20 protein-coding genes are annotated in these 25,074 nt (G+C 64.6%); 14 read left to right on the top strand and 6 right to left on the bottom strand.

Annotated elements, in window-relative coordinates; genetic code table 11:
- The first annotated feature begins 177 nt into the window (after window positions 1-177).
- From NKH35_RS13150 to NKH35_RS13135, 4 genes are read left to right on the top strand one after another with little or no spacing between them, the layout of a single operon-like run.
- Window positions 178-1,059 carry a branched-chain amino acid ABC transporter permease gene (locus NKH35_RS13150; protein WP_352914849.1) on the top strand — a complete coding sequence of 294 codons (882 nt, stop codon included), beginning with the start codon at window positions 178-180 and terminating at the stop codon, window positions 1,057-1,059.
- Window positions 1,056-2,018, top strand: a complete 963-nt coding sequence (locus NKH35_RS13145) for a branched-chain amino acid ABC transporter permease (RefSeq protein WP_352914846.1) — start codon at window positions 1,056-1,058, stop codon at window positions 2,016-2,018. Before NKH35_RS13150 ends, NKH35_RS13145 begins: the two co-directional genes overlap by 4 nt.
- Window positions 2,015-2,740: an ABC transporter ATP-binding protein gene (locus tag NKH35_RS13140; RefSeq protein ID WP_023815989.1), complete on the top strand. Its 726-nt coding sequence runs from the start codon at window positions 2,015-2,017 to the stop codon at window positions 2,738-2,740. The genes NKH35_RS13145 and NKH35_RS13140 overlap by 4 nt, the downstream gene beginning before the upstream one ends.
- A complete protein-coding gene (locus NKH35_RS13135; RefSeq protein ID WP_352914843.1) occupies window positions 2,737-3,489 on the top strand; it encodes an ABC transporter ATP-binding protein in 753 nt (250 codons plus the stop codon). The genes NKH35_RS13140 and NKH35_RS13135 overlap by 4 nt, the downstream gene beginning before the upstream one ends.
- Here NKH35_RS13135 and NKH35_RS13130 read toward each other — a convergent pair whose 3' ends face one another.
- Both NKH35_RS13130 and pncA read right to left on the bottom strand, forming a co-directional pair.
- Entirely contained in the window at window positions 3,490-4,857 is a 1,368-nt protein-coding gene (locus NKH35_RS13130; RefSeq protein ID WP_352914840.1) for a sodium:proton antiporter, read from the bottom strand. It lies immediately after the preceding gene.
- An 85-nt stretch (window positions 4,858-4,942) separates the two neighbouring features.
- The gene (gene pncA / locus NKH35_RS13125) at window positions 4,943-5,557 is read right to left on the bottom strand and encodes a bifunctional nicotinamidase/pyrazinamidase (RefSeq protein WP_023815986.1); all 615 of its coding nucleotides are present in this window, start codon (window positions 5,555-5,557) and stop codon (window positions 4,943-4,945) included.
- Window positions 5,558-5,840: 283 nt separating this feature from the next.
- On the opposite strand from pncA, the gene NKH35_RS13120 reads away from it, so the two are divergent.
- Genes NKH35_RS13120 through NKH35_RS13095 form a run of 6 tightly spaced genes read left to right on the top strand, consistent with a single transcriptional unit; the run spans window position 5,841 to window position 13,136 of the window.
- The gene (locus NKH35_RS13120) at window positions 5,841-6,704 is read left to right on the top strand and encodes an FAD binding domain-containing protein (protein WP_023815985.1); all 864 of its coding nucleotides are present in this window, start codon (window positions 5,841-5,843) and stop codon (window positions 6,702-6,704) included.
- A gap of 11 nt (window positions 6,705-6,715) precedes the next feature.
- Window positions 6,716-9,679 (top strand): molybdopterin-dependent oxidoreductase, encoded by a 2,964-nt coding sequence (locus tag NKH35_RS13115; RefSeq protein WP_352671017.1) that lies wholly within the window; start codon window positions 6,716-6,718, stop codon window positions 9,677-9,679.
- Window positions 9,676-11,217, top strand: coding sequence for a 6-hydroxynicotinate reductase (locus NKH35_RS13110; RefSeq protein ID WP_352914835.1), 1,542 nt, complete (start codon window positions 9,676-9,678; stop codon window positions 11,215-11,217). The genes NKH35_RS13115 and NKH35_RS13110 overlap by 4 nt, the downstream gene beginning before the upstream one ends.
- Window positions 11,217-12,101, top strand: a complete 885-nt coding sequence (locus tag NKH35_RS13105; protein ID WP_023729752.1) for a UPF0280 family protein — start codon at window positions 11,217-11,219, stop codon at window positions 12,099-12,101. Before NKH35_RS13110 ends, NKH35_RS13105 begins: the two co-directional genes overlap by 1 nt.
- A complete protein-coding gene (locus tag NKH35_RS13100; protein ID WP_023736894.1) occupies window positions 12,094-12,678 on the top strand; it encodes an amino acid synthesis family protein in 585 nt (194 codons plus the stop codon). Before NKH35_RS13105 ends, NKH35_RS13100 begins: the two co-directional genes overlap by 8 nt.
- Entirely contained in the window at window positions 12,675-13,136 is a 462-nt protein-coding gene (locus tag NKH35_RS13095; protein ID WP_352914831.1) for a MarR family winged helix-turn-helix transcriptional regulator, read from the top strand. The genes NKH35_RS13100 and NKH35_RS13095 overlap by 4 nt, the downstream gene beginning before the upstream one ends.
- Before the next feature lies 1 nt (window position 13,137).
- Here the strand turns inward: NKH35_RS13095 and NKH35_RS13090 are convergent, their stop codons facing one another.
- Entirely contained in the window at window positions 13,138-14,253 is a 1,116-nt protein-coding gene (locus NKH35_RS13090) for an aminomethyl transferase family protein (RefSeq protein WP_352914828.1), read from the bottom strand.
- A 70-nt stretch (window positions 14,254-14,323) separates the two neighbouring features.
- Window positions 14,324-15,094 (bottom strand): ABC transporter substrate-binding protein, encoded by a 771-nt coding sequence (locus NKH35_RS13085; RefSeq protein ID WP_023671296.1) that lies wholly within the window; start codon window positions 15,092-15,094, stop codon window positions 14,324-14,326.
- A 254-nt stretch (window positions 15,095-15,348) separates the two neighbouring features.
- Between NKH35_RS13085 and NKH35_RS13080 the strand changes: the two genes are divergently transcribed.
- Window positions 15,349-16,239 carry an SGNH/GDSL hydrolase family protein gene (locus tag NKH35_RS13080; protein ID WP_352811191.1) on the top strand — a complete coding sequence of 297 codons (891 nt, stop codon included), beginning with the start codon at window positions 15,349-15,351 and terminating at the stop codon, window positions 16,237-16,239.
- Between the two features lie 22 nt (window positions 16,240-16,261).
- On the opposite strand, the gene NKH35_RS13075 is transcribed toward NKH35_RS13080, so the two are convergent.
- Complete coding sequence (locus NKH35_RS13075) at window positions 16,262-17,944, bottom strand: hydantoinase B/oxoprolinase family protein (protein WP_352638680.1); 1,683 nt, start codon at window positions 17,942-17,944, stop codon at window positions 16,262-16,264.
- Window position 17,945: 1 nt separating this feature from the next.
- The gene (locus tag NKH35_RS13070; RefSeq protein WP_352914823.1) at window positions 17,946-20,030 is read right to left on the bottom strand and encodes a hydantoinase/oxoprolinase family protein; all 2,085 of its coding nucleotides are present in this window, start codon (window positions 20,028-20,030) and stop codon (window positions 17,946-17,948) included.
- A 220-nt stretch (window positions 20,031-20,250) separates the two neighbouring features.
- Between NKH35_RS13070 and NKH35_RS13065 the strand changes: the two genes are divergently transcribed.
- The 3 genes from NKH35_RS13065 (at window position 20,251) to NKH35_RS13055 (ending at window position 24,933) form a co-directional block, all read left to right on the top strand.
- The gene (locus NKH35_RS13065) at window positions 20,251-21,078 is read left to right on the top strand and encodes a ferredoxin--NADP reductase (protein WP_023671300.1); all 828 of its coding nucleotides are present in this window, start codon (window positions 20,251-20,253) and stop codon (window positions 21,076-21,078) included.
- Window positions 21,079-21,284: 206 nt separating this feature from the next.
- Complete coding sequence (gene deoC, locus NKH35_RS13060) at window positions 21,285-22,334, top strand: deoxyribose-phosphate aldolase (RefSeq protein ID WP_352914821.1); 1,050 nt, start codon at window positions 21,285-21,287, stop codon at window positions 22,332-22,334.
- Window positions 22,335-22,560: 226 nt separating this feature from the next.
- Window positions 22,561-24,933 (top strand): aldehyde dehydrogenase family protein, encoded by a 2,373-nt coding sequence (locus tag NKH35_RS13055; protein WP_023732652.1) that lies wholly within the window; start codon window positions 22,561-22,563, stop codon window positions 24,931-24,933.
- The last annotated feature ends 141 nt before the right edge of the window (window positions 24,934-25,074 follow it).

Genomic DNA, 25,074 nt, shown 5'->3' with positions numbered 1-25,074 from the left:
CGGGGGGGGGCGCGCCGCCCCAGCCCCCGCCGGGGGTGGGGGTGGGCGCCCCCCTAGTTGGTTTTGTTGCGTGCGCGCGGGGGGTGGGGGGGGGGGGCCCGCGACGGCCCGTGCCCAACCCCCACCCGACCGCTGCGCGGTCACCCTCCCCACAAGGGGAGGGTAAGGGCGCCCTGAATGCATTTCGGACCCCACCTCCTCCTCGCCGCCCTCGAAGGCCTTGTCACCTCCGCCGTGTTGGCGCTGACGGCGCTTGGGCTGTCGCTGGTGTTCGGCGTCATGCGCGTCGTCAACGTCGCCCATGGCGAGTTCTTCATGCTGGGCGCGGTGCTGGCCTGGGCGATCTCGACGGCGATACCCGGCCATCCCACGCTCGGCTTCCTGGCGGCGCTGGTGATTGCGCCGCTGATCGTCGGCGCCATTGCGCTGGTAGCCGAGCGGCTTGTGCTGCGCCGGCTCAATTACAATCCGGAAGCCACCATCGTCGCCACGATCGGCATGCTTTACATCATCCAGCAGCTGGCGTTGAGCTTCTATGGCCCGGAAGCGCGCCCGGTGGAGCCGCCCTTCAGCTACCGCATCCTTTTGCCCTGGTTCGGCTATTCCGGCTACAAGCTGTCGATCATTGCCGCTTCGGCCCTTCTGCTCATCGCCACCTGGCTGGTGCTGACGCGCACCAAGATCGGCCTCGTCATGCGCGCCACCCAATATGACAGCGAGACGGCGCAGGCCTTCGGCATTCCGGTCGACCGCGTCTATGCCGGCGTCTTCGGGCTCGGCGCCATGCTGGCGGCCATCGCCGCCGTGCTGATCGTGCCGATCAGTCAGGCGCATTATCTGATGGGACAGGACCCGCTGCTGTTGTCCTTCATCGTCGTCATCATCGGCGGCCTCGGCTCGCTGCGCGGCACCGTCGTCGCCGCCGTGCTGATCGGCCTGTCCGACGGCATCATCTCGGTGTTCTTTTCGCCGACTTTGGCCAAGATCATCGCCACGCTGCTGGTGGCCATGGTGCTGGTATTCCGGCCGCAGGGCCTGTTCGGGCAGGCGTCGCGATGAGCGAAGCTTCGCCGGCAAAAGCCTATGCATTGCATCTCGGCGTCATCGCGCTGCTGTTTGCGCTGAGCTTCGTCCTGCCCGACTACCATCATGGCCTGCTGGCCCGCATCATGGTGCTGGCGGTGTTCGCCATGGGCTACAACATGCTGTTCGGCTATGTCGGCCTGCTCAGCCTCGGCCACGCCATGTTCTTCGCCGCCGGGCTCTATGGCGCTGGTCTCGCGGTCATCCATCTCGGCTGGAGCGTGCCTTTGGCTTTCCTCGCCGGCATCGCCTGCGGCGCGCTGCTGGCACTGGTGATCGGCCTGCTGGCGCTGCGCACCACCGGCGTGGCCTTCATGATCGTCACCATGATGTTCGCGCAGGTGTTTTACCTCACCATCCTCTATTTCGCCGCCTGGACCGGCGGCGACCAGGGTCTGGTCGTGCCGCAGCCCGCGCGGGTTCTGGCCTTCGGCGCGACATCGCTCGACCTAACCAACCCGACCGTGCGCTACATGAGCGCGCTGGCGCTGTTCTCGGTCGTGCTGCTGATCACCCTCGCCATCGTCCGCTCCCGCTATGGCCGCGTTTTGGTCGCGGTGCGCGAGAACGAGGAGCGTACGAAAATGCTGGGCTACGACACCTTCTCCAATAAGCTGATCGCCGTCGTTGTCTCCGGCACCATCTGCGCCGCGTCGGGTGCGGCCTATGCGCTGCTGTTCGGCTATGTCGGCTCGAGCTTTGCCTCGGTGCAGTATTCCATCCTGCCGCTGCTCTGGGTGCTGCTCGGCGGCGCCGCCACGACGCTGGGCGCGCTGCTTGGCACTGTGTTCATGTACTATGTCATCGACACCGCCAGCGGTTACACCTCCGCCTATCTCCTGATCGTCGGTATTGCACTCATCCTTCTGGTGCTGTTTTTCCCCAAAGGCATTCTGGGCACCATCCGCCAGCGCTGGCTCCGGTGGCTGCCATGATGCCGTTGCTGACCACCAAAGGCCTGGCGCGCAATTTCGGCGGCCTGCGCGCCGTCGATGGTGTCGATTTTCAGCTGATGCCGGGCGAGATCCGCGCCGTCATCGGCCCCAATGGCGCCGGCAAAACCACCTTCGTCAGCCTGGTCAGCGGCCGCATTCAGCCATCGTCCGGCATGATCGTCTTCGACGGCGCCGACATCACCAGCCAGCCGGCCTATCTCAGGGTTCGCCGGGGCATCGCCTACACCTTCCAGATCACCAGCGTCTTTGCCAACCTTTCCGCTTACGACAATGTCGCGCTGCCGGTGCAGCGCACGCTGACCGATGGCCGCTCGAAAGGTGCGGTGCGCACCGGTGTCATGGCCGCGCTCGATCGCACCGGCCTTGCCGGCCGCGCCCATATGCCGGCCGGCCAGCTTTCCTACGGCCATCAGCGCCTGCTGGAAGTGGCAATGGGCCTGGCGCTGAAGCCGCGGCTTTTGATCCTCGACGAGCCGACGCAGGGGCTGGCCGACAGCGAGATCGACAATTTCATCGGACTGGTGCGCGAGATTGCCAAGAGCGCCACCGTGCTCCTGATCGAGCACAACATGCCGGTCGTCATGCAGCTGGCCGACCGCATCACCGTCTTCAACGCCGGCAAGATCCTGGCCGAAGGCACGCCCGAACAGGTTCGCGCCAACACCCAGGTGCAGGAAGCCTATCTGGGGACGGCGCCATGAGCGAAGCCCACAAGACTGAGGCCCACGAGACTGAGGCCCACGAGACTGAAGCGCTGACCATCTCCAGGCTCGACTGCTTCTATGGCGAGGTTCAGGTGCTTTACGAGCTTGATCTCGTGCTCAACAAGGGCGAGGTGCTGTGCCTGTTCGGTCGCAACGGCGCCGGCAAGACGACGGCGCTGAAAGCAATCATGGGGCTGGTTCCGTCGAGCGCCGGTTCGATCCGGCTCGCCGGCAAGGAGTTGACCGGCCTGCCGGCGCATGAGGTGCCCAAGGCCGGCGTCGCCTATGTACCGCAAGGCAGGCGGCTGTTCGCCGAGATGACGGTGGCGGAAAACATCGAGATCGGTCTGATGGCGCGCGGCAACGGAAGAGCGACGCGCGAGAGCGTGCTCGATCTCTTCCCGCTGCTGCGCCAGCGGCTGCGCCAGCGCTCCGGCACTTTGTCCGGCGGCGAGCAGCAGATGCTGGCCATGGCCCGCGCCCTTTGTCTGGAGCCGCAGGTGCTGTTGCTAGACGAGCCGACGGAGGGGCTGATGCCGTCGATGATCGCCAAGATCCGCGAGACGGTGGTGAAGCTGCGTGAGCTAGGTGTCTCCACCATTCTGGTCGAACAGCGCGTCGACGCCGTGCTGTCCGTCGCCGACCGCGTCTGCTTCATCGAGAACGGCCGCAACCGCGAGACCGTCGATGTCGAGCAATTGCGCGCCGACCCATCGGCAGTCAGGCGCTATGTCGGCGTCGGCTGATCAGCCGAAAAACAGGAACCCGGCGATCAAAAAGATCGGGATCAGCACCAGCCCTGACCATGCCATGTAGCCGAAGAAGCCCGGCATCTTCACACCGCGGTGTCGGGCGATGGCGTAGACCATGAAGTTGGGTGCATTGCCGATATAGGTGTTGGCGCCCATGAACACCGCGCCGGCCGAGATCGCGGCCAGCGTCGAGGCCGCCTCCGTCATCAGGTGCCGCGCGTCGCCGCCTGCGAGTTCGAAAAACACCAGATAGGTCGGCGCATTGTCGAGGAGGGACGACAGCCCGCCGGTCAGCCAGAAATAGGCGAGATCATTGGGCTGGCCGGTGGGTGACGTCACCAGCGCCACCAGCGGCGCCAGCGCGCCGTCATGGCCGGCGCGAAGGATGGCAATGACCGGCACGATGCAGATGAAGATGCCGGCAAACAGTTTTGCCACCTCCGCGATCGGGCCCCAGGTGAAGCCGTTGGCCTCGCGATGGCTCTTGAGGGAAACGACAAGCGACAGCCCGGCGAGCGCCAGGATGATGGCATCGCGCACCAGGTTCTGCAGTTCGAGGCCGACGCCGAGGATGGAGAAAGTCACGCCCGGCTTCCAGGCAGCTGAAAGCAGGATCGCGGCAATGACGCCGGCCAGCAACGGCAGATTGGCCAGGCCGCGAAGGCGCACCTTCGTATCCGGCGTCGGATCCTTGATCTTCGGCGCGCCGCCTTCACGGCGATGCAGCATGATGTCGATGGCCAGGAAGACAAGCAGCACCAGGCCGCCGGTAAACAGCGTCTCGCGCCAGAGGTTCGCCGACGTCCAGAAGAAGTCGACGCCGCGCAGGAAGCCGACGAACAATGGCGGGTCGCCCAAGGGCGTCAACGAGCCGCCGATGTTAGACACCAGGAAGATGAAGAAGATGACGATATGGGCGTTGAACTGCCGGTTGTCGTTGGCGCGCAGCATCGGCCGGATCAGGATCATCGAGGCGCCGGTGGTGCCGATCACCGAGGCCAGCATCGCCCCGACGAGCAGCAGCCCGGCATTGACCAGCGGCGTGCCATGGATGTTGCCGGCGACAAGGATGCCGCCCGAAATGGTGTAGAGCGCGAACAGCAGGATAATGAACGACATGTATTCGGTGAGCAGCGTGTGCAGCACGGCTTCACCGGCTACCGGAACGCCGAATGCAACCATCAGGGGGATGACCGCCAGCGCTGCCCAGCCGGCTGCGATCTTGCCGTAGTGATGCTCCCAGACATGATGGAACAGCAGCGGTCCGGTGGCGATCGAGAGCAGCAGGCCGGCGAAAGGCAGCGCCCACCACAGCGACATGGTAGCATCGGGCAGGCCGCGGGCCTCGGCCGCGAAGGCCATTTGCGGAGACACAGCGGAAGCGAGTACACCTGCCGCCAAAGCCTTCCCCAACTGTGTGCAGCCCCCTCGATGCCTCACGATCCAGTCACTCCGAGATCGGGTCTTCGAGCCTAACCCCGGCATCGCGCATCCTCTTCAGCATCGCCTCGACCGAACCGTTGAGATCGATGCCGCGGCAGGCGTCGAGGCGAACCGTCGTCTTGAAGCCTTGCTTGACCGCGTCGAGGGCCGAAAAGGCAACGCAGAAGTCGGTCGCCAGGCCAACCAGGGTCACACTGTCGATGCTGCGCTCCTTGAGGTAGCCGGCGAGCCCCGTCGGCGTCTTGTGGTCGTTCTCGAAGAAGGCGGAGTAGCTGTCGATATCAGGGCGAAATCCCTTGCGGATCACCAGCTCGGCCTTGGTCCAGGCGAGCCCCGAGTGAAAATCCGAGCCGAGGCTGCCCTGGATGCAATGGTCCGGCCACAGCGTCTGCGGCCCATAGGGCATTTCGATCGCGCTGAAGGGCTGCGCCCCCGGATGGCTGGAGGCAAAGCTCGAATGTCCGGCCGGGTGCCAGTCCTGCGTCAGCACGACATGCTCGGCATGCCGAATCAGATCGTTGACCAGCGGCACGATTTCGTCGCCGCCGGCAACCGCCAGTGCGCCGCCGGGGCAGAAGTCGTTTTGCAGGTCGATGACAACAAGCGCTTCGTCGGCCATGGCGCCTCTCCTCTTCTACGTCTCGAACGGGGGATCGAGTGAAATACGCCGCTGATGCGACCGGATGCTGAAACTTGACCGGATGGCCGCCTGCGTCAACCTCTGCAAGCGTAAGAAATGCTTGGCGGCCGGGTTCCCTTAAACTCCGGCTTTGACAATTTCCGCCAGCTTGATATCATTTGCATACGAATGAATTTGGCCTGATCAGACATTGGCGGGGTTCGGGAAGACCCCACCTTTTGAAGGTCCCAATGGGAAGGCCTATTTTTTTGGAAGGCAAAGCGTGATCCGTTACGCGAAACCCGCCACGCTCGACGAGGCGCTCGCTCTGCTGGGCGAGGGCGCCTGGCGCGTGCTTGCCGGCGGCACCGATTTCTATCCGGCGCAGGGCGCCAAACCGTTCCGCGACAATGTTCTCGATATTAACGGCCTGGTCTCGCTGCGCGGCATTGCCGAGACCGAAACCCATTGGGTTTTGGGCGCCCGCACCACCTGGACCGACCTTGTCCGCCATCCATTGCCGGCGGCTTTCGATGCGCTGAAGCAGGCCGCGCGCGAAGTGGGCTCCCTGCAGATCCAGAATGTCGCCTCGATCGCCGGCAATCTCTGCAATGCTTCGCCTGCCGCCGATGGCGTTCCGGGACTGCTGGTGCTGGACGCCGAGGTCGAGCTGCGCTCTGCAGCCGCGACGCGTTATCTGCCGCTGCAGGAGTTCATTCTCGGCAACCGCCGCACCGCTTTGCTGCCGGGCGAACTGGTCACCGCCATCCGCATCACGAAGCGGGCCTCTGCCGGCACGTCGGCCTTCGTCAAGCTCGGTGCGCGGCGCTACCTCGTTATCTCCATCGCCATGGTGGCGGCGCGCCTCGTTGCCGAGAATGGCATGGTCATGGAAGCCGCTGTCGCGGTCGGGTCCTGCTCGGCCGTCGCCAGGCGGCTCGCCGCTGTCGAAGCCGTGCTGGTGGGCAAGCCTGTCGGCCCGGCACTCGCCGATGCTCTCCTGTCCGCGCCGATGGCCGAGCTCTCGCCGATTGCCGACGTGCGCGGCAGCGCCGAATACCGGCTCGACGCAGCGCGCGAGCTTGTCGCTCGCGCCGTGCTGGGGGCCTGCGGGCTGACGAACGACAACAGCATGGTGGCGGCATGAGCCACTCTGAGATGATTGAAGCCCTGCCCGACCTCGTGCCGGGCCTCGGCATCGAGCGCGCCGAGATCGCCTTCGCCGTCAATGGCGCCGCCGTCTCGGTCAATGTGCCGCCGCTGCGCCGGCTGTCGCAGGTTTTGCGCGACGAATTGCAGCTGACGGGCACCAAGGTTGGCTGCGATGCCGGCGATTGCGGCGCCTGCACGGTGCTGGTCGACGGCGACGCCGTCTGCGCCTGCCTGATGCCGGCGGCCTCCGCAGCCGGGACGTCCGTAACGACCGTCGAAGGCCTCGCCGATGGCCGGCTCTCGGCGCTGCAGGCGTCCTTCCTGGCACATGGCGCCGCGCAATGCGGCATCTGCACGCCGGCGCTGCTGGTCGCGGCAACGGCGCTGCTGGATGGCACACCGAATCCGACCGAGGCCGAGGTGCAGGATGCGCTGGGTGGCATCCTGTGCCGTTGCACCGGCTACAGAAAGATCATTGCGGCAGTGATGGATGCGGGACGGTTCGAGACGTCGACCGACGGCGCTGCCCCTCATCCGCCTGCCGGCACCTTCACCCCGTATAGTGACGGGGAGAAGGGAAGTGCTCCAGCGCCGACGCTCCCCTCTCCCCGTTCTTCACGGGGAGAGGGTAAGGGTGAGGGGCAGCGCCAACGTCATTCGTTGGAATTCAACTTTGAACGTAGAATGCCAACCACAGGGAATGCTGTAGGCGCCTCCCCGGTCCGGCTCGACGGCGTGCCAAAAGTCACCGGCGCTGAAAAATTCGGCGCCGATGCCTTTCCCGCCGATGCGCTGGCCGTGCTGGTGGTCCGCTCGCCGCATTATCATGCCGGCTTCGCCTTCGGCGACCTGGAGGGCTGGGTGAAGTCGCATCCCGGCATCGTCGGCGTCTTCACCGCCGCCGACATTCCGGGAAAAAACTGTTTCGGCGTCATCGGTCCGTTTGCCGACCAGCCGGCGCTGGCCGAAGGCTTTGCGCGGCTGCGCGGCGAGGCAGTGGCGCTTGTCGCCGGCGAGCGCGAGGCCATGCTCGATCTCGACCTCCAGGATTTCCCGGTCCGCTGGACCGAGCTGCCGCATTTTCTGCAGCCCGGCGACGCGCAGGCAGAAGGGGCTGCGCTCATCCACGCGAACCGCCCGGCCAATTTGTTGACCAAGGGCTTTGTCGAGCGCGGCGACCCCGAGGCGGCGCTTGGCGAGGCTGCTTACACGGTGTCCGGTGCCATCGACACCTCCTATGTCGAGCACGCCTACATCGAGCCGGAAGCCGGCCATGCCTACATGGACGGCGACACGCTGGTCGTCGTCGCCTGCACCCAGGCCCCCTATATGGACCGTGACGAAACGGCAAAGGTGCTCGGTCTTGCCGTCGACAAGGTGCGCATCGTGCCGACCGCGACCGGCGGCGGCTTCGGCTCGAAGCTCGACGTGTCGCTGCAGCCGCTCATCGGGCTTGTGGCACTGAAGACCGGCCGGCCGGCGGCGCTTGCCTACACCCGCACCGAATCCATGATGTCGACCACCAAGCGACATCCGTCCGAGATGAAGGCGACCATCGGCGTAGATGCCGAGGGCCATGTCACCGGCATGGTCTTCACAGGCGATTTCAACACCGGCGCCTATGCCAGCTGGGGCCCGACCGTCGCCAACCGCGTGCCGGTGCATGCCTCCGGTCCCTATGCGACGCCGAACTACCGCGCCGAAGGCCGCGCCATCCACACCCACGGGCCGATCTCCGGCGCCTTCCGTGGCTTCGGCGTGCCGCAGGCGACGATCATGCAGGAGACGCTCTATGATGAGCTCGCCGGCAAGCTTGGCATGGACCGGCTCGATTTTCGGCTGAAGAACTGCCTTCGGAACGGATCCGAAACGGTTACCGGACAGCGACTGGAGTCGGGCGTCGGCATATTCGAGTGCCTCGACTCCTTGCGGCTGCATTGGGCTCGCGCGACGGCCGACGCAGATACATTCAACAATGCCAATACGAGCAAAAAGCGCGGCGTCGGCATCGCGTCCTGCTGGTATGGCTGCGGCAACACCTCGCTGCCCAATCCGTCGACCATAAGGGTCGGTATCTCGCCAGAGGGGGAGGTCATCCTGCATCAGGGCGCCGTCGATATCGGCCAGGGCTCCAACACCGTCATCGCCCAGATCTGCGCCGACGCACTCGGCCTGCCGCTGGAAAAATTCAAGCTGAAGAGCGCCGACACTGCGATCAGCCCCGACGCCGGCAAAACATCGGCCTCGCGCCAGACTTTTGTCACCGGCAAGGCGGCCGAGAAGGCCGGCCGCGCCTTGCGCGAAAAAATCCTGCGCTTTGCCAATGTCTCGGAGAACGCTGCCCTGCAATTGGACGGCCCGGCGATCGTCATTCGTGAAGGCGAAGCCACTCGGCGCATCGATCTCGCCGCGCTCGATGTCGATGCGGACAGTTTCGTCTTTCGCGCCGAGGAGACCTACGATCCGCCGACGCTGCCGCTCGATGCCAAGGGCCAGGGCAAGCCTTACGCCGTCTATGGCTACGGCGCGCAGATCGCCGAACTCGAAGTCGATCTCAAGCTTGGCACCGTGAAGCTGCTGAAAATCACCGCCGCACACGATGTCGGCAAGGCGATCAATCCGCTGCTGGTCGAAGGCCAGATCGAAGGCGGCATCGCGCAAGGCATCGGCATGGCGCTGATGGAGGAATACATCCCCGGTCGCACCGAGAATTTGCACGACTATCTCATCCCGACCATCGGCGATGTGCCTGAGATCGAGCACATATTGATCGAGGTTCCCGATCCGGAGGGACCGTTCGGCGCCAAGGGCCTGGGCGAGCATGTGCTGATCCCGACCGCACCCGCCATCCTCAACGCCATACGCCACGCCACCGGCGTTCTCATCACCAAGGTTCCGGCGACGCCGGCGCGCATCCGCGCCGCCATCCGCGAAAAAGATGGCATCCGCGACAAGGAGGCACGCCGATGAGCGAGCTTGCCGAACGCTTCGAAACCCACGATCCGGGCGAAAAGCTGGTGGCGGAAAAGATCCGCTGCGATGCCTGTCCGGTGATGTGCTACATCGCCGATGGCCGCACCGGCGCCTGCGACCGCTACGGCAATGTCGGTGGCCGCATCGTGCGTATGGACCCGCTGACCATCCTCGACCATGCGGCAGAGAGCGGCGCCGCGGTCGTGCCCTTCACCGCCGAGGGCGAGCAATGGGACGGCGAACTGGTCAACACCGGCCGCCGCTTCGTCACTGCGATCGGCGCCGGCACCACCTATCCCGACTACAAGCCAGCCCCCTTCATCGTCAGCCAGGAGGTCGAGGGCGTCGATCTGGTGACCGTGGTCACCGAAGGCATTTTTTCGTACTGCGGCGTCAAGGTGAAGATCGACACGGACCGTCATCTCGGCCCCGAAACGGCAATCGTGCGCGCGCAAGGCGAGGCGATCGGCCACGTCACGACAGGCGAATATGGCTCGCAGATGCTGTCGCTGGGCGGCGTGCATCATCTGACCGGCGGCTCCAAGGCCGAAGGCCGGGCAACCTGTGACGCGATGCTCAGTCTGTGCAATCGCAAGCCGGTCGAACTGACCATCGATGGCGGCGCCACCATCACCGTCGAAGCCGGCAAACCACCTGTCATCGACGGCAAGCAGGAACACCGCATGCGGGTCGGCTGCGGCTCGGCCACCATCGGCATGTTCGCCACGCAATGGCGCGGCCTTGTCGACGAGGTGGTGGTGGTCGACGACCACATCACCGGCGTCGTCTCCGAGCATCAGGCCGGCAAGGTGCTGGGCTGGCAGGACACCGGCATCAAGATCATCGGCCGCCGTTCGACGCCGGGCCGCTATTTCAAGGTTTCCGAGCCCGGCCTCGGCTGGGGCGGCACCTCGATTTCCGACCCGCTGTCGATCCTCGGCGGATGGAACGCCAAGAAGGGCGCCCGCCCCGGCCTGTCGCTGCTGATGGTGTCGACCACCGGCGAGCAGTTCGCCTATTACGAGCTCGACGACGAGTTGAAGCCGGTGGAAAAACCGTTCCCCGAGCGGCTGCAGAAATCGGTCGGCCTGATCGAGGACAATTGCGAGCCGGCGCTCTGCACCGTGCTGTTCATCGGCGGCGCCGGCGGTTCGCTGCGCGCCGGCGTCACCGAAAACCCGGTCAATCTCACCCGCTCGGTGCAGGGCTTGAATACCTATGTTACCGTTGGCGGCGCGCCGGTCTATGTCTGGCCGGGCGGCGGCATCACGCTGATGGTCGACGTCATGCGCGTGCCGGAAGGCGCCTTCGGCTATGTGCCGACGCCGGCGCTGGTGGCGCCGATCGAATTCACGCTACGCCGCGACGACTATGTCCGGCTGGGCGGCTACGAGGCCGAGATACGCAGCGTCGAGGATATCGTTGCCAAAGGCGGCGAATATCTCAACCCGCGCCGCGGCTCAGGCGCCGAGGCCCACAATCCATGGCCGCCGCTGGCGCAGTTGCGCCGCGTCGGCTCGAACGGGGCCTCTTGATGCAAGGCCCGCAAGTCCACTGGCTGCAGGACGGCAAGCGGCTGCACCTCAACCACGGGCCGATCGACCTGATCGTCGAAGCCTTTGGTGAGGCGGCTGAGTGTCGTGCCGCCTACGATCAGGCGATCGAGCGCTTCCAGACGATCCTGATCGAGTTGGTCGAGGAGCTTCCCGAATTGCGGCTGCCGGCATTTTTCCTGGCGCCGCGCACCTTCGCCGGCCCGACCGCGCGGCGCATGGAAGCAGCCGTCATGCCGTTGGCGGAATGCTTCATCACGCCGATGGCCGCCGTCGCGGGATCGGTAGCCGACGAAATGCTCTCGGCATTGCTTGCCGGTCGCAAGCTCGACCGGGCCTATGTCAACAATGGCGGCGACAGCGCCCTCCATATCGGCAAGGGCCAGTCGATGAACCTGGCGATCGCCGGCACCGGCAACGGCATGGCCGACCGCCTCACCATTCGCTCGGCGGACGGCGTGCGCGGCGTCGCCACCAGCGGCTGGCGCGGCCGTTCGTTCTCGCTTGGCATTGCCGACGCCGTCACCGTGCTGGCGCACACCGGCGCCGAGGCCGATGCGGCCGCGACACTCATTGCCAACGCCGTCGACCTGCCCGGCAATCCCGCCATCAAGCGCATTCCCGCGCAGGACTTGGCGCCCGACAGCGATCTCGGCGCGCGGCTGGTGACACAAGCCGTCGGCATGCTCGCGCGTGGCGATGTGGAGCGGGCGCTGGACAATGGCCTTGCCGTCGCCGAAGATTTTCGCCGGCGCGGCCTGATTGCCGCATCGGCGCTGTTTCTAGGTGGGGAAGCCCGCATCAGTGGTTCCATGGCGCTTGCCGCGCCCAACAAAAATCCAGGGAAGGAAGTTGCCCATGCCTGAGTTTCCGATCCGCAAGATCGCGGTTCTGACCGAAGAGATCTTTCACGATGGCGGCCCGGTCGCAGCTGCGCCGCGCCGCCGCGCGGCGGCCGTGGCGCTGGTGAAGAACCCGTTCGCCGGCCGCTACGTCGAAGAACTGCAGAGCGCCATGGACGATCTGAAGCCGCTTGGCCTGCTGCTCACCGACAAGCTCATTGCCGCATTGGGCGGCGACATCAAGCAGATCGACGCCTACGGCAAGGGCACCATTGTGGGTTCGTCAGGGGAGCTGGAGCACGGCGCGCTCTGGCATGTGCCGGGCGGCTATGCCATGCGCGAGCGGCTGGGCGACGCCAAGGCGATCGTGCCGTCGGCAACCAAGGTCGGGGCGTTCGGCTCGCGGCTCGACGTGCCGCTCGGCCACACCAACGCTGCCTATGTGCGCAGCCATTTCGACGCCATTGAGGTCGGCCTCAGCGACGGGCCGCGCCCCGACGAGATCCTCTTCTGCTTGGCCATGAGCTGCGGTCCGCGCGTGCACGACCGCATGGGCGGCCTGGCGGTTGGCGACATCAAGGCTTGGGACGGCTTGCGATGAGCGGCGGCGACAATCTTCTCAAGCTCGTCGAGGCCGAAGAGCCTGACGAACATGATTACCGCCTGCAGGAGCAGGTAGGCTTCATCCTGCGCAAGGCGCATCAGCGCCATGTCTCGATCTTTGCCGCCCAGATCAGCGACCTGACGCCGCCGCAATTCGCTGCACTCGCCAAGCTGCACGATGTCGGCGAGACCTCGCAGAACCAGTTGGGAACGCTGATCGCCATGGATGCGGCGACCGTCAAGGGCGTGATCGATCGGCTGAAGGCGCGTGGCCTGGTCGACCTGACCAAGCATGAGGTCGACAAAAGGCGGCTGCTGGTCAACCTCACGCCAGAGGGACGCGAGGCGGTCGAACGGCTGATCCCGTTGGCCCGCGCCATCACCCAGGAGACACTGGCGCCGCTGACGGTCAAGGAAGCGGCCACGTTTATGCGGCTGCTAGCGAAGTTAGCCTGATTTAGGCCCGCAGCCGAGCGCCTTCAGGATCGAAGAATGGCATCGGCGCCACCACCGCGCGGGTCGGCTTGCCGTCAATGTCGATGCTGAATTCGGTCCCGATGGCGGTGAACGGCAGCCGCAAATGCGCCGTCGCCAGAACTTTGCCTAAGGAATAGCCGTGATCGCTGTAGGTGACGACGCCGGCATCCTCGCCGTCGGCGAAAACCCTGGCATCCGTCGCGGCCGGCTTGTCACCGTCGAGAATCAGCCCGGTCCAGCGTTCGTCGAGCCCCTTGTCGCGAATTTTGAGCAATGCCTCGCGGCCGATGAACTCGCCCTTGTCGAACTTGATCCAGCGATCGAGCCCGACATGGAAGGGCGTACGGCTCTCGTCCATGTCGATGCCATGCGCCGGATAGGCCTTTTCCAGCCCGAGCGTGAACATGGCCAGCACGCCGTATGGCTTCAAGCCGAAATCGCCGCCGGTCCGCACCAGCGCGTCCCAGACGGAAGTCGCCTCGTCCGCCGGCACGAACAGTTCGAAGCCGAGCTCGCCGGTCACCCCGGTGCGTGAGATCAGGACTTTGGTCTCGCCGACGCGCCCTGAAGTGAACGCCCAGCGTTTCAACTCATCGAGATCGGCATCCGAAACCAGTGCTTTCAGCAGCTCGCGGGAGCGCGGCCCCTGTATGGTCGGGAAGGCGACGGCCGCGGTGATGTCGGTGACATAGGCCTTTCGCGCTTCAGCATGATGCTGCAGCCAGGGCAGCATCTTCAGCCGGTTGACCGAGCCGGTCACCAGCATGAAATGCTCAGGCGCCAGCCGGAACACGGTGAGGTCGTCCATGATGCCGCCATCGTCGCGGCAGACGGTGGAATAGCGCACCTGGCCGGGGCTCATCGCGGCCGCATCGTTGACGATAACGTGGTTGACCAGCGCCTCCGCTTCCGGCCCCTTGATGTCCATCTTGCCCATGGTGCTCAGATCCTGCACGCCGACATTCTTGCGCGTGTTCAGATGCTCGTCGGCGATGCCGGAATAAGTTTTGGCCGAGACGAAGTCGCCGCCGACCCGGCCCATCGTGGCGCCGAGGCCAACGATGCTGGTGTAGAAAGGGGAGCGCCGCTCAACCAAGAAACTTCTCCGTCATCTCATGAAAACGGCAGCGCCGGGTGGCGCTGCCGAGGTCGGGTTGGCTGAGGGATTAACCCCCGTAGACGTCGAAGGCGAAGTACTTGTCGTTGATTTCCTTGTACTTGCCGTTGGCGCGCAGCGCCTCGATTGCGGCATTGAACTTGTCGGCCAGTTCCTTGTTGCCCTTTTGCAGGGCGATGCCGACGCCGGGGCCGTGAATGGCCGGATCGGCGGTCAGCGTGCCGAGCAATTTGCAGCAGGCGCCATCGGGCTTCTTCAGCCATTCGGTCAGGATGATCGAGCCGTCCATCATCGCGTCGAGCCGGCCATTGGCCATGTCGGTGCGGGCGTCGTCGCCCGTCGGATAGGCTTTCACGGTCGAGCCGGAGTATTTCTGCTCGGCGAAATTCTGGTGGATGGTTGCGCTCTGCACGCCCAGCACCTTGCCCTTCAGATCGTCCGGCGATGTGCCGGCGATGGTCGAATCCTTCGGCACGGCGATGGCCGGCGGCGTCTGGTAATATTTGTGGGTGAACTCGACCTTCTCGGCCCGTTCCGGCGTGATGGTGATGTTGATGATGGCGTCGAACTTGCCGGCCTGCAGCGCCGGAATGGAACCATCGAAATCCTGTACGGAGAATTCGCACTCGGCCTTCATCTCGGCACACAGCGCCTTGCCGAGGTCGATGTCGAAGCCGCCCAGCGTGCCGTCCGAATTGGCATAGTTGAAGGGCGGATAGGCGCCCTCGGTGCCGATCCTGAGTTTCTCGGCAGAGGCAGCACCGGTCCCAAGCAGCAGGGCGGCGGACGCGGCAAGCACGAAACGACCGAAAAGACGCATGTTCCTGATCTCCGTTGACTAAGCAATTCCAGGGAAGGTGTTGGCGGTTTCCCGTCCGGAATTGCGCGAAAACAAGGATAGAAGTCTATGGTCTTTTGCAGACTCCACGGAGACGGAAACGACATGCTCTGCGGCGATCACGGCGCGGCAAGCCGTCCTTCCCCAGGAATCTTACTGTGATCTAAATTACAGACCGATCATGGACATCGGCGCATGCTCAGCCGGACATAGGCGGTCATGGGAGGGACCTGGGGATGGACCAGCAGGAATTCGTGCAGGAAGCCGCGCAACGGCGCATCGACGACGACATCGCCAAGCGCATCAGGGTTCACCAGGCCAACATCGAGCGGCTCGAAACCGCAAGGGAAAGCGCCGGCAATCTCGAGGCGGCCGTCGCCAACCGGCCGCTGGTGATGCTGGCGCAGGGCGATTCCTGGTTCGACTATCCGCTCACCGGCAACGGCTTTCCGTTCGTCGACACCGACGTGATCGCGCAGCTGCGCCGCATCGGCTCGATGCCGCCGACCATCCTCAACCTTGCCCATCATGGCGATGCGGCGACCGACGAGATGTCGCTGCCCAAGCAGCAGCGCATGATCGCCGCCCTGCGCAACAAGGCCAACTGGCTGGACGGCAAGCCCGATGCCATCCTGTTCTCTGCCGGTGGCAACGACATTGCCGGCGACCAGTTCTGCATCTTCCTCGACTTCAATGACGGCCACGCCCCCGGGCTGAACAAGAACCGCTTCACCAAGGCGCTCGGCATGGTCGAGGCCTGCTATCTCGATTTGTTCGCGCTGCGCGACCGCGTCGCGCCAGGCGTGCCGATCTTTGGCCATTGCTATGATTTTCCGATCCCGAACGGAGCGCATCCGTCCTGTGTCGGCCCGTGGCTGAAACCGTCGCTCGATTTCTGCAACTGGACGGTCGCCAAGGGCACGGTCATCGTCCACGACGCGCTGGCGGCGTTCCGCGATGTGGTGAAGCGCCTGGCCGACGATCCCAACAACAATTTCCATCTGGTCGACACGCAAGGAACGTTGAAGCTGGCCGACTGGGCCAACGAACTGCATCCCGATCCCGCCGGCTTCAAGAAAATCGCGCAGAAATTCGCCGATGCGCTGAAGGCCAAGCTGCAGAGCTAACGCAGCTCGGGCCTGTCGGCTGTCAGGTTCCGAACAGCTCTTTGGCTTGTTCATCGGTGTAGTAACCAAGACGGACGTCCTCGGCGACCAGTTTCGGATCGCGCTGACGCGGATCGCCATAGCCGCCGCCGCCCGGCGTGCCGACGCGCACGCGGTCGCCGGCCTTGAGCGCGATGTCCTGTTCCTTGGACAGATGCGGCGGCACATGTGCCTCGCCGTCGCGGAACACGGTCACTGTGTTGACCGCGCCGTCCCTGCCGCCGAGCGCGCCTTGCGGGCCGAAACGGCCATGGTCCATGACGAAGGACGCTCGCGCCTCGCCTCGCAATATCTCGACCTCATAGGCGAGGCCGAAGCCGCCGCGCTGCTTGCCGGCGCCGCCGGAGCCTTCGCGCAAGGCATAGTGGCGGTAGAGAACCGGAAAGGCCTGCTCCATGATCTCGACCGGCGGCGATTTCGAAATGCCGATGGTCGAGCAGCCATTGGTCAGCCCGTCATGTCCCGAATTGCCGCCATAGCCGCCGCCGGAGATCTGATACATCACATAGTCGCGGCCGCGGGCCGGATCGTTGCCGCCGAGCGCGAAATTGCCGCTGGAGCCGGCGGGTGCAGCCGTCACCTTTTCCGGCAGCGCCTGCACCATCGCCGCGAACACCGCCTCGGCGATGCGCTGCGACACCTCAGCCGCGCAGCCCGAGACGGGCCGCGGGTATTTGGCATCGAGAAACGTGCCTTCTGGCCGTTTGACGATCAGCGGCTCGAAAGCCCCGGCGCTAATCGGCACATCGGGAAAGATATGGCGCATGGCGAGATAGACCGAGGATAGCGTCGTCGCCAGCACGCTGTTCATCGGCCCCGCGCAGGGTTTTGAGGAACCGGTGAAATCGAAGGTCAGCGTGTCGCCCTTCTTCTCCACCGCAAGTGCAATGGTCAGCGGCTCGTTGACCACGCCGTCCGAGTCGACAAAGGCCTTCGAGCTATAGGTGCCGTCTGGAATGGCGGAGATGTTGGCGCGCATCTGCTCGGCGGCGCGGCGACGCAGTTCGGCGATCGCCCCGACGACGGTTTCGTCCCCGTAACGATCGAGGATTCCATTGAGCCGGTCCTGACCGATCAGCAGTGCCGCGGCTTGCGCCCTTATATCGCCGATGCGCTGGTCGGCGACGCGGATGTTGGAGCAGATGATGGCGTAGATTTCGGTGTCGAGCACGCCCTTCTTGAACAGCTTGACCGGCGGCAGCCGCAGGCCTTCCTGCTCGACGGCTGTGGCGGAAGCGGAGAAGCCGCCCGGCACCGAGCCACCGATATCGGGCCAGTGGCCGGTATTCGATAGCCAGCAAAATATCTTGCCGTCGCGATAGACCGGCATGGCGAAGCGCACATCCATCAGATGAGTGCCGCCGAGATAGGGATCGTTGACGATATAGATGTCGCCCGGCTCAGGTGGCAGGCAGCGGCCGTCGGCGATCATCTCGATCACCGTCCTGGTCGAATACTGCATGACGCCGACGAACACCGGCAGGCCCTGGCTGCCTTGTGCGATCAGCGAGCCGTCGACGGCCGAGTAGATGCCGTCGGAGCGGTCATTGGCTTCGGCGATGACAGGCGAGAAGGCCGCGCGGGAGAAAGTGAGATCCATCTCGTCGCAGACCTGCTGGAGGGCAGCCTGCAGGACCGAAAGCGTGATGGCGTCGAGCTTTTGCATCTCAGGCCTCGCCGATATCCATGATGATGTTGCCGTCGGCGTCCGATCTTGCGCGGTCGCCGGGTTCGAGCACGGTGGTGGCGTCCATCTGTTCGAGGATCGCCGGCCCTTCGATGACGGCATCGGGCGGCAGCTTTTCGCGTGCGTATATCGGCGTATCGTGCCAGCGTCCTGCGTACCAGACAGGCCTTGTTTCGCGCAGCGCCTCGTCTAGCGTCTTTGTACGTCCGGCCGGGTCGATCAGCCGTGACAGGTCGATCGCCGGCCGCACGCCCGTCACCGACGTGTTGAGGTTGACCAGATTGGCGCGGATCTCCGGCAGCTCGACCTTGAAGCGGGCGAAATAGGCTTTTTCGAACAGCGCCTGCAACTCCTGCCTTGTCACCGATGAAGACGGCAACGGCACGTTGATGATGTGGGTCTGGCCGACAAACTGCATGTCGGCAGAGTGCGTAACGCGGATCGTTTCCGGCTTCACCGCTTCCTTGCCGATCAGTTCCTCGCCTTCCCCGCGGTGACGTTCCAGCACCTCGCGAAGCCTGGCTTCATCGAGCACGGCGACCGGCTGGTTGATCGTGTTGACGAAGTCGTGACGCAGATCGGCCACGACGCAGCCGAGCGCATTGGTGATGCCCGGACGCGCCGGCACCAGCACACGGGGCAGGCCGAGTTCGCGCGCCAGGGCGGAGGCATGCAGCGGCCCGGCGCCACCGAAGGCGAACAGCGCGAAATCGCGCGGATCATGGCCGCGCGACACCGAGACCATGCGGATGGCGCCGGCCATTTTCATGTTGCCGAGCCGCAGGATTGCACCCGCCGCCTCGACGCCGGAGAGGCCGGTGGCCTTGCCTATTCTGTTCTCGAAAATGCCGGTGACGCGCTCGACGGTGACCGGATTTTCGACCGCCAGCAGTTTTTTCGGCGCCAGCCGTCCCAGCACCAGATTGGCATCGGTGATGGTCGGCTCCAAGCCGCCGCGGCCGTAGCAGATCGGACCGGGATTGGCGCCGGCACTTTCCGGGCCGATCTGGATCAGGCCGGCCGCATCAACGCGCGCGATCGAGCCGCCGCCGGCGCCGACCGTATGCACCGCCACCATCGGCACATGGATCGGCATCGCATATTCGATCTCGATCTCGTTGGAGACCGCCGGCTCGGCGTTGCGGATCAGCGCCACATCGGTCGAGGTGCCGCCCATGTCGTAGGTGACGAGGTTTTCAAAGCCGGCGCGCTTGCCCGTATAGGCGGCGGCGATGACGCCGGAGGCCGGGCCGGACATCACGGTCTTGGCCGACTCGCGCGTGACGAAACGGGCCGAGATCATGCCGCCATTGCCGTTCATGATCAGGAAGTCGCGGGCATAGCCCTTGGCGGCCAATTCCTTGCGCAGCCGCTCGACATAACGCTCGAGGATCGGCTGCACCGAGGCGTTGACCGCGGCGGTAACGCCGCGCTCGAATTCGCGGGCTTCCGACAGCAGCGCATGGCCAGTCGTGATGTAGCCGTTCGGCCAAAGCTCGGCGGCGATTTCGGCCGCGCGCCGCTCATGTCCAGGGTTGGCGTAGGAATGCAGGAAATGGATGACGAGGGACTCGCAGCCGGCCGCGATCAGCGTCTTCACGGCGTCGCGCATCTCGGCCTCGTCGAGCGGCGTGCGCACCGCGCCGGATGCTTCGACGCGCTCCGAGACTTCGAGCCTGAGATCGCGCGGTATGATCGGAACGAAGGTGCCTGTCATGCCATAGGGCTGCGGTCGGGTCCGCCGTCCCAACTCGATCACGTCGCGAAAACCGCGTGTGGTGATCATGCCGGTTTTCGCCAGCCGGCGTTCCAGAACTGCATTGGTGGTGGTGGTCGTGCCATGCACGATGAGGTCGATGCCGTCTATGGCAAAGCCGGTGGCGCCCAGCGCTGAAACCACGCCGAACGCCTGGTTGTCGACCGTCGTCGGCGTCTTGGCGATATGCACCTTTCCGCCGTCATTTCCGTCGATCAAAATGAGGTCGGTGAAGGTTCCGCCAACATCGATGCCGGCAACGACGTGACCCAGGGAATCCGGTTGTTGCACCGAAAAATTCTCTTTCATTGTCGAAATCCGAAATGGCGGAACTACGAATATGCCGCAGTTTGGAAAGCTGTTTTAGCGTGGTATCTTGACACAAATATCGTTTGTATACTAATAAATTTGGGACACAAGAGCTCACTGCTTTGGAGTGTGTGAACGGCTCGCCGGGACCTGAATGGTCTGGGCGCGCAGGAAACGGTTTGGCGCCCGCACAGGCGTGGGCAAGACAGAGTTGGATTTGATGAACACCACATCCGCACTCAACACCGCCGGCGCCCGTCCGCTGCAGTTCCCGATTCCGGCCAACGTCTATGCCGAAACCGTCGTCTCGGTGAAGCATTACACCGACCGTCTGTTCTCGTTCCGCATCACCCGTCCGCAGTCGCTGCGCTTCCGCTCCGGCGAGTTCGTCATGATCGGGCTGCCCAATGCCGAAAAGCCGGTGTACCGCGCCTATTCGGTGGCAAGCCCGGCCTGGGACGAAGAGCTGGAATTCTTCTCGATCAAGGTGCCGGACGGCCCGCTGACCTCCGAACTGCAGAAGATCCAGGTCGGCGACACCGTCATCATGCGCCAGAAGTCGACCGGCACGCTGGTTGTCGACGCGCTGACCCCGGCAAAGCGCCTGTTCATGATCTCGACCGGCACCGGCATTGCGCCCTTCGCCAGCCTTCTGCGCGACCCCGATACCTACGAAAAATTCGATCAGGTCATCCTGACCCACACCTGCCGCGACAATGCCGAACTGACCTATGGCCAGGAACTGGTGGCCGCGCTCGAGAACGATCCCCTGATCGGCGAACTGACCGGCGGCCGCGTCACCCTCTACAATTCGACGACCCGCGAAGAGTCGGCGCGCATGGGCCGCATCACCGCGCTGATCGGCTCCGGCAAATTCTACGACGACCTCGGCATCGAGAAGCTCAATCCGGAGACGGATCGCATTATGATCTGCGGCTCGATGCATATGCTGAAGGACGTCAAGGAAATGGCCGAAAGCCTCGGCTTCCATGAGGGCTCGCTCAGCCATCCCTCGACCTTCGTCGTCGAGCGCGCTTTCGTCGGCTGACATCAGCCGGCGCCTCGGCGCCACGTCTTGAATTGACGTTTTGACCATGTGGTCAAAATTCAGCTGCTTTTGCCGCCTTTTTCCGTTATGAGCCCTTGAAGGACTCGTGAAGCATCGATTCACGGGCTATCTTCGGTGTGTGTCGCCCAAGTCCGGGAGCAACGACACGCACCACGACGTAAAATCGTCGAGCGAAAGGGCAGGAGATGAGCAGCACAATCCGCGAAGCCGATCTCGGCGGGTCCAAGGTCACGCCGCTGCAGGCGCGTGCCGCAGCCAACACGCCCGTGCCGCAAAGCCACGGTATTGCCCGCAACACCGGCATGCGGCTCGATCTCGGCTTCATGGAATCGGTGCGCTCGGTCAACCGCTCGGCGCTGGAACGCAGGGTCGCCAGCCTCACAAAGCGGCGCTCGATCAAGGCTGACAACCAGGCCGCCTGGCTGCTGCGCGCGGTCTCCTGCATGGATTTGACGACTCTGAATTCCAACGACACCGAAGAGCGGGTGCGCCGCCTATGCGCCAAGGCGATCAACCCGTTCCGCCGCGACATCGTCGAGGGGCTTGGCATCGAGGGCGAAAAAATCCGCCCGGCGGCGGTCTGCGTCTATCATCCATTCGTCGCGACGGCTGTTGATGCCGTGCGCGGCACCGGCATCCATGTCGCCGCCGTCTCCACCGCTTTCCCGCACGGCCTTGCGCCGTTGTCGACCCGCCTGCAGGAGATCGAGGCATCGGTGCGCGACGGCGCCGACGAGATCGACGTCGTCATCCCGCGCGGCCTGGTCTTCGGCGCCAAGTGGCAGGAGCTCTACAACGAGATCGTCTCGATGCGCGAAGCCTGCGGCGATGCGCATCTCAAGGTCATTCTCGGCACTGGCGACCTCGCCACGCTGCGCAATGTCATGCTGGCCTCGATGGTGGCGATGATGGCCGGCGCCGATTTCATCAAGACCTCGACCGGCAAGGAAAGCGTCAACGCCACGCTGCCCGTCGGCCTTGCCATGGTGCGCGCCATCCGAGCCTATTTCGAGGAGACCGGCTTTCTCATCGGCTTCAAGCCGGCCGGCGGCATCTCTACAGCCAAGGCTTCGCTCGACTGGCTGGTGCTGATGAAGGAGGAGCTCGGCCGGCCATGGCTGGAGCCAGACCTGTTCCGCTTCGGCGCCTCGAGCCTGCTGACCGATATCGAGCGCCAGCTCGAGCATCATCTGACCGGGCATTATTCGGCCAACCACCGCCACGCAATGGCGTGAGGCGGGTGAAGGCCTTGAACGCCGAGTTTTTTCGCGCCCCCCTCTGTCCTCCCGGACATCTCCCCCACCTGGGGGGAGATTGGCTATCATTGACGATTTCGCCAGTCGTCGACGTTTCGGAGCCGACAGGCGCGAATGCTGATCTCCCTCCTTGTGGGGAAGATGTCCGGCAGGAAGGAGGGGGGCGCCACAGAGCGCCTGCCAAGAAGATTATCTGGAGCGCGTCATGAACATTCTCGAACGCTATCACGCCATGGAATACGGCCCGGCGCCGGAAGCCCGCACCGAGGCCGATGCCTGGCTTGCCGGACGCGATTTCGGCAAGGCGCTGTTCATCGATGGCGGCTGGAAGGCGGCCGCCAGCGGCAAGACTTTCGAGACCAGCGAACCCTCCTCCGGCAAGCTGCTGGCCAAGATCTCCGATGCCGGCGCCGCCGATATCGACGCAGCCGTCGCCGCAGCCACCAAGGCCTTACCGAAATGGTCGGCATCCTCGGGCTACCAGCGCGCAAAAGTGCTTTACGCCATTGGCCGCGCGATGCAGCGTCATCAGCGCCTGTTCGCAGTGCTTGAGTCAATCGACAACGGCAAGCCGATCCGCGAAAGCCGCGACATCGACGTGCCGCTGGCCATCCGCCATTTCATCCATCATGCCGGCTGGGCACAGGCGCTGGACAAGGATTTCCCAGGCCACAAGGGTGTCGGCGTCGTCGGCCAGATCATCCCATGGAATTTCCCGCTGCTGATGCTGGCATGGAAGATTGCGCCGGCGCTCGCCGCCGGCTGCACGGTGGTGCTGAAGCCGGCCGAGTTCACGCCGCTCACCGCCATCCTGTTTGCCGAGATCTGCGAGCGTGCCGGCGTGCCCAAGGGCGTCGTCAACATCGTCCAGGGCGGGCCGGAAGCGGGCGTCGCCATCGTCAACCATCCCGGCATCCAGAAGATCGCCTTCACCGGCTCTTCGGAGGTCGGCAAGATCATCAGGAAAGCCACGGCTGGATCGGGCAAGAAGCTGTCATTGGAGCTTGGCGGCAAATCGGCCTTCATCGTCTTCGAGGACGCCGATCTCGACAGCGCCGTCGAAGGACTGGTCGACGGCATCTGGTTCAACCAGGGCCAGGTCTGCTGCGCCGGGTCACGGCTTCTGGTGCAGGAAGGCATTGCCGATGCCTTGATCGCCAAGGTCAAGGTCAGGATGAGCCGGCTTCGCGTCGGCAGCCCGCTCGACAAGAACACCGATGTCGGCCCGCTGGTCGACGCCACGCAGCTCGACCGCGTCAAGGGTCTGGTCGCCGAAGGCGCCAGGCAGGGCGCCGTCTGCTGGCAGCCCGATGCGGTGCTGCCGTCTTCCGGCTACTACCACCTGCCGACGCTCGCCACCGGTGTTTCGCCGGCAAACATACTGGCGCAGGAAGAGGTGTTCGGTCCGGTTCTGGCCACCATGACCTTCCGCAACACCGAGGAAGCGATCGAGCTTGCCAACAACACGCGCTATGGGCTGGCCGCCTCGGTGTGGAGCGAAAACATCAACCTCGCGCTGCATGTCGCTCCGCAATTGAAGGCCGGCGTCGTCTGGGTTAACGGCACCAACATGTTCGACGCCGCCTGCGGCTTCGGCGGCTATCGCGAAAGCGGCTTTGGCCGCGAGGGCGGGCGCGAGGGCATGTTCGAATATCTCTCGGCAAAACTGCCGCTCGGCCCGGTGATCAAGCCGACGGCGTCTTCGGCGCAGCCCGTCGAGCAATCGGATGGCGGCGCCATCGACCGCACGGCCAAGCTGTTCATTGGCGGCAAGCAGGTGCGTCCCGATGGAAATTACTCGGTTTATGTCGCCACTGCCAGGGGCAAGCTGGCCGGCGAAGTCGGTCTCGGCAGCCGCAAGGACATCCGCGACGCCGTTGCCGCCGCCCGCGCCTGCAAAGCGTGGCCGGAGGCGACCGCCTACAATCGCTCCCAGGTGCTATATTATCTCGCCGAAAATCTGTCCGGCCGTGCCGGCGAGTTTACCGCACGCTTGACCGAACTGACCGGCGCCAACGCCAAGGCCGCGCGGGAGGAAGTGGAACAATCGATCGAGCGCCTGTTCCTCTATGCCGGCCTTGCCGACAAGTATGAGGGCAGGGTGCATCAGCCACCGGCCCGCGCCGTCACGCTCGCTTTGCACGAGCCGGTCGGCGTCGTCGGCATCGTCGCCCCGGACAGCGCGCCGCTGCTCGGCTTGATCTCCCTGATCGCACCTGCGCTTGCCATGGGCAACACGGTAGTGGCCGTGCCGTCGGAAAAATACCCGCTGCTTGCCACCGATCTCTACCAGGTGATCGAATATTCCGACGTTCCGGCAGGCGCCATCAACATCGTCACCGGCCGCACGGCGGAGCTTGCCGGCGTGCTGGCCAAGCATGACGATGTCGACGGGCTCTGGCTGTTTGCCGATGCCGACACTTGCGCCAAGGCGGAGGCCGATTCCGTCGGCAATCTCAAGCGCGTCTGGACCGGCAACGGCAGCAGCCTCGACTGGGCGTCCGACGAGGCCGCCGGCGATGCCCTGCTGCGCCGCGCCGTCGAAGTGAAGAACGTCTGGGTGCCATACGGCGACTAATGCCGCCTGAAGCGCGCTGTGCTTGAGTGAACCATGGCAGCGCGACTCGTTGCCCGGTTGTCATACATGTTGTTGCATCAGAGCAAGCGATGTGCATTACATCAGCCGTCGCGAAGGTGATCGCGTTCGGGCTTGACGCCC

Origin of the sequence: Mesorhizobium sp. M1143 (genome assembly GCF_040318435.1) — a bacterium.
GTDB lineage: Bacteria > Pseudomonadota > Alphaproteobacteria > Rhizobiales > Rhizobiaceae > Mesorhizobium.
Note: the sequence above shows the minus strand (reverse complement) of the source record. Positions and strands in the feature narration are given on the sequence as shown.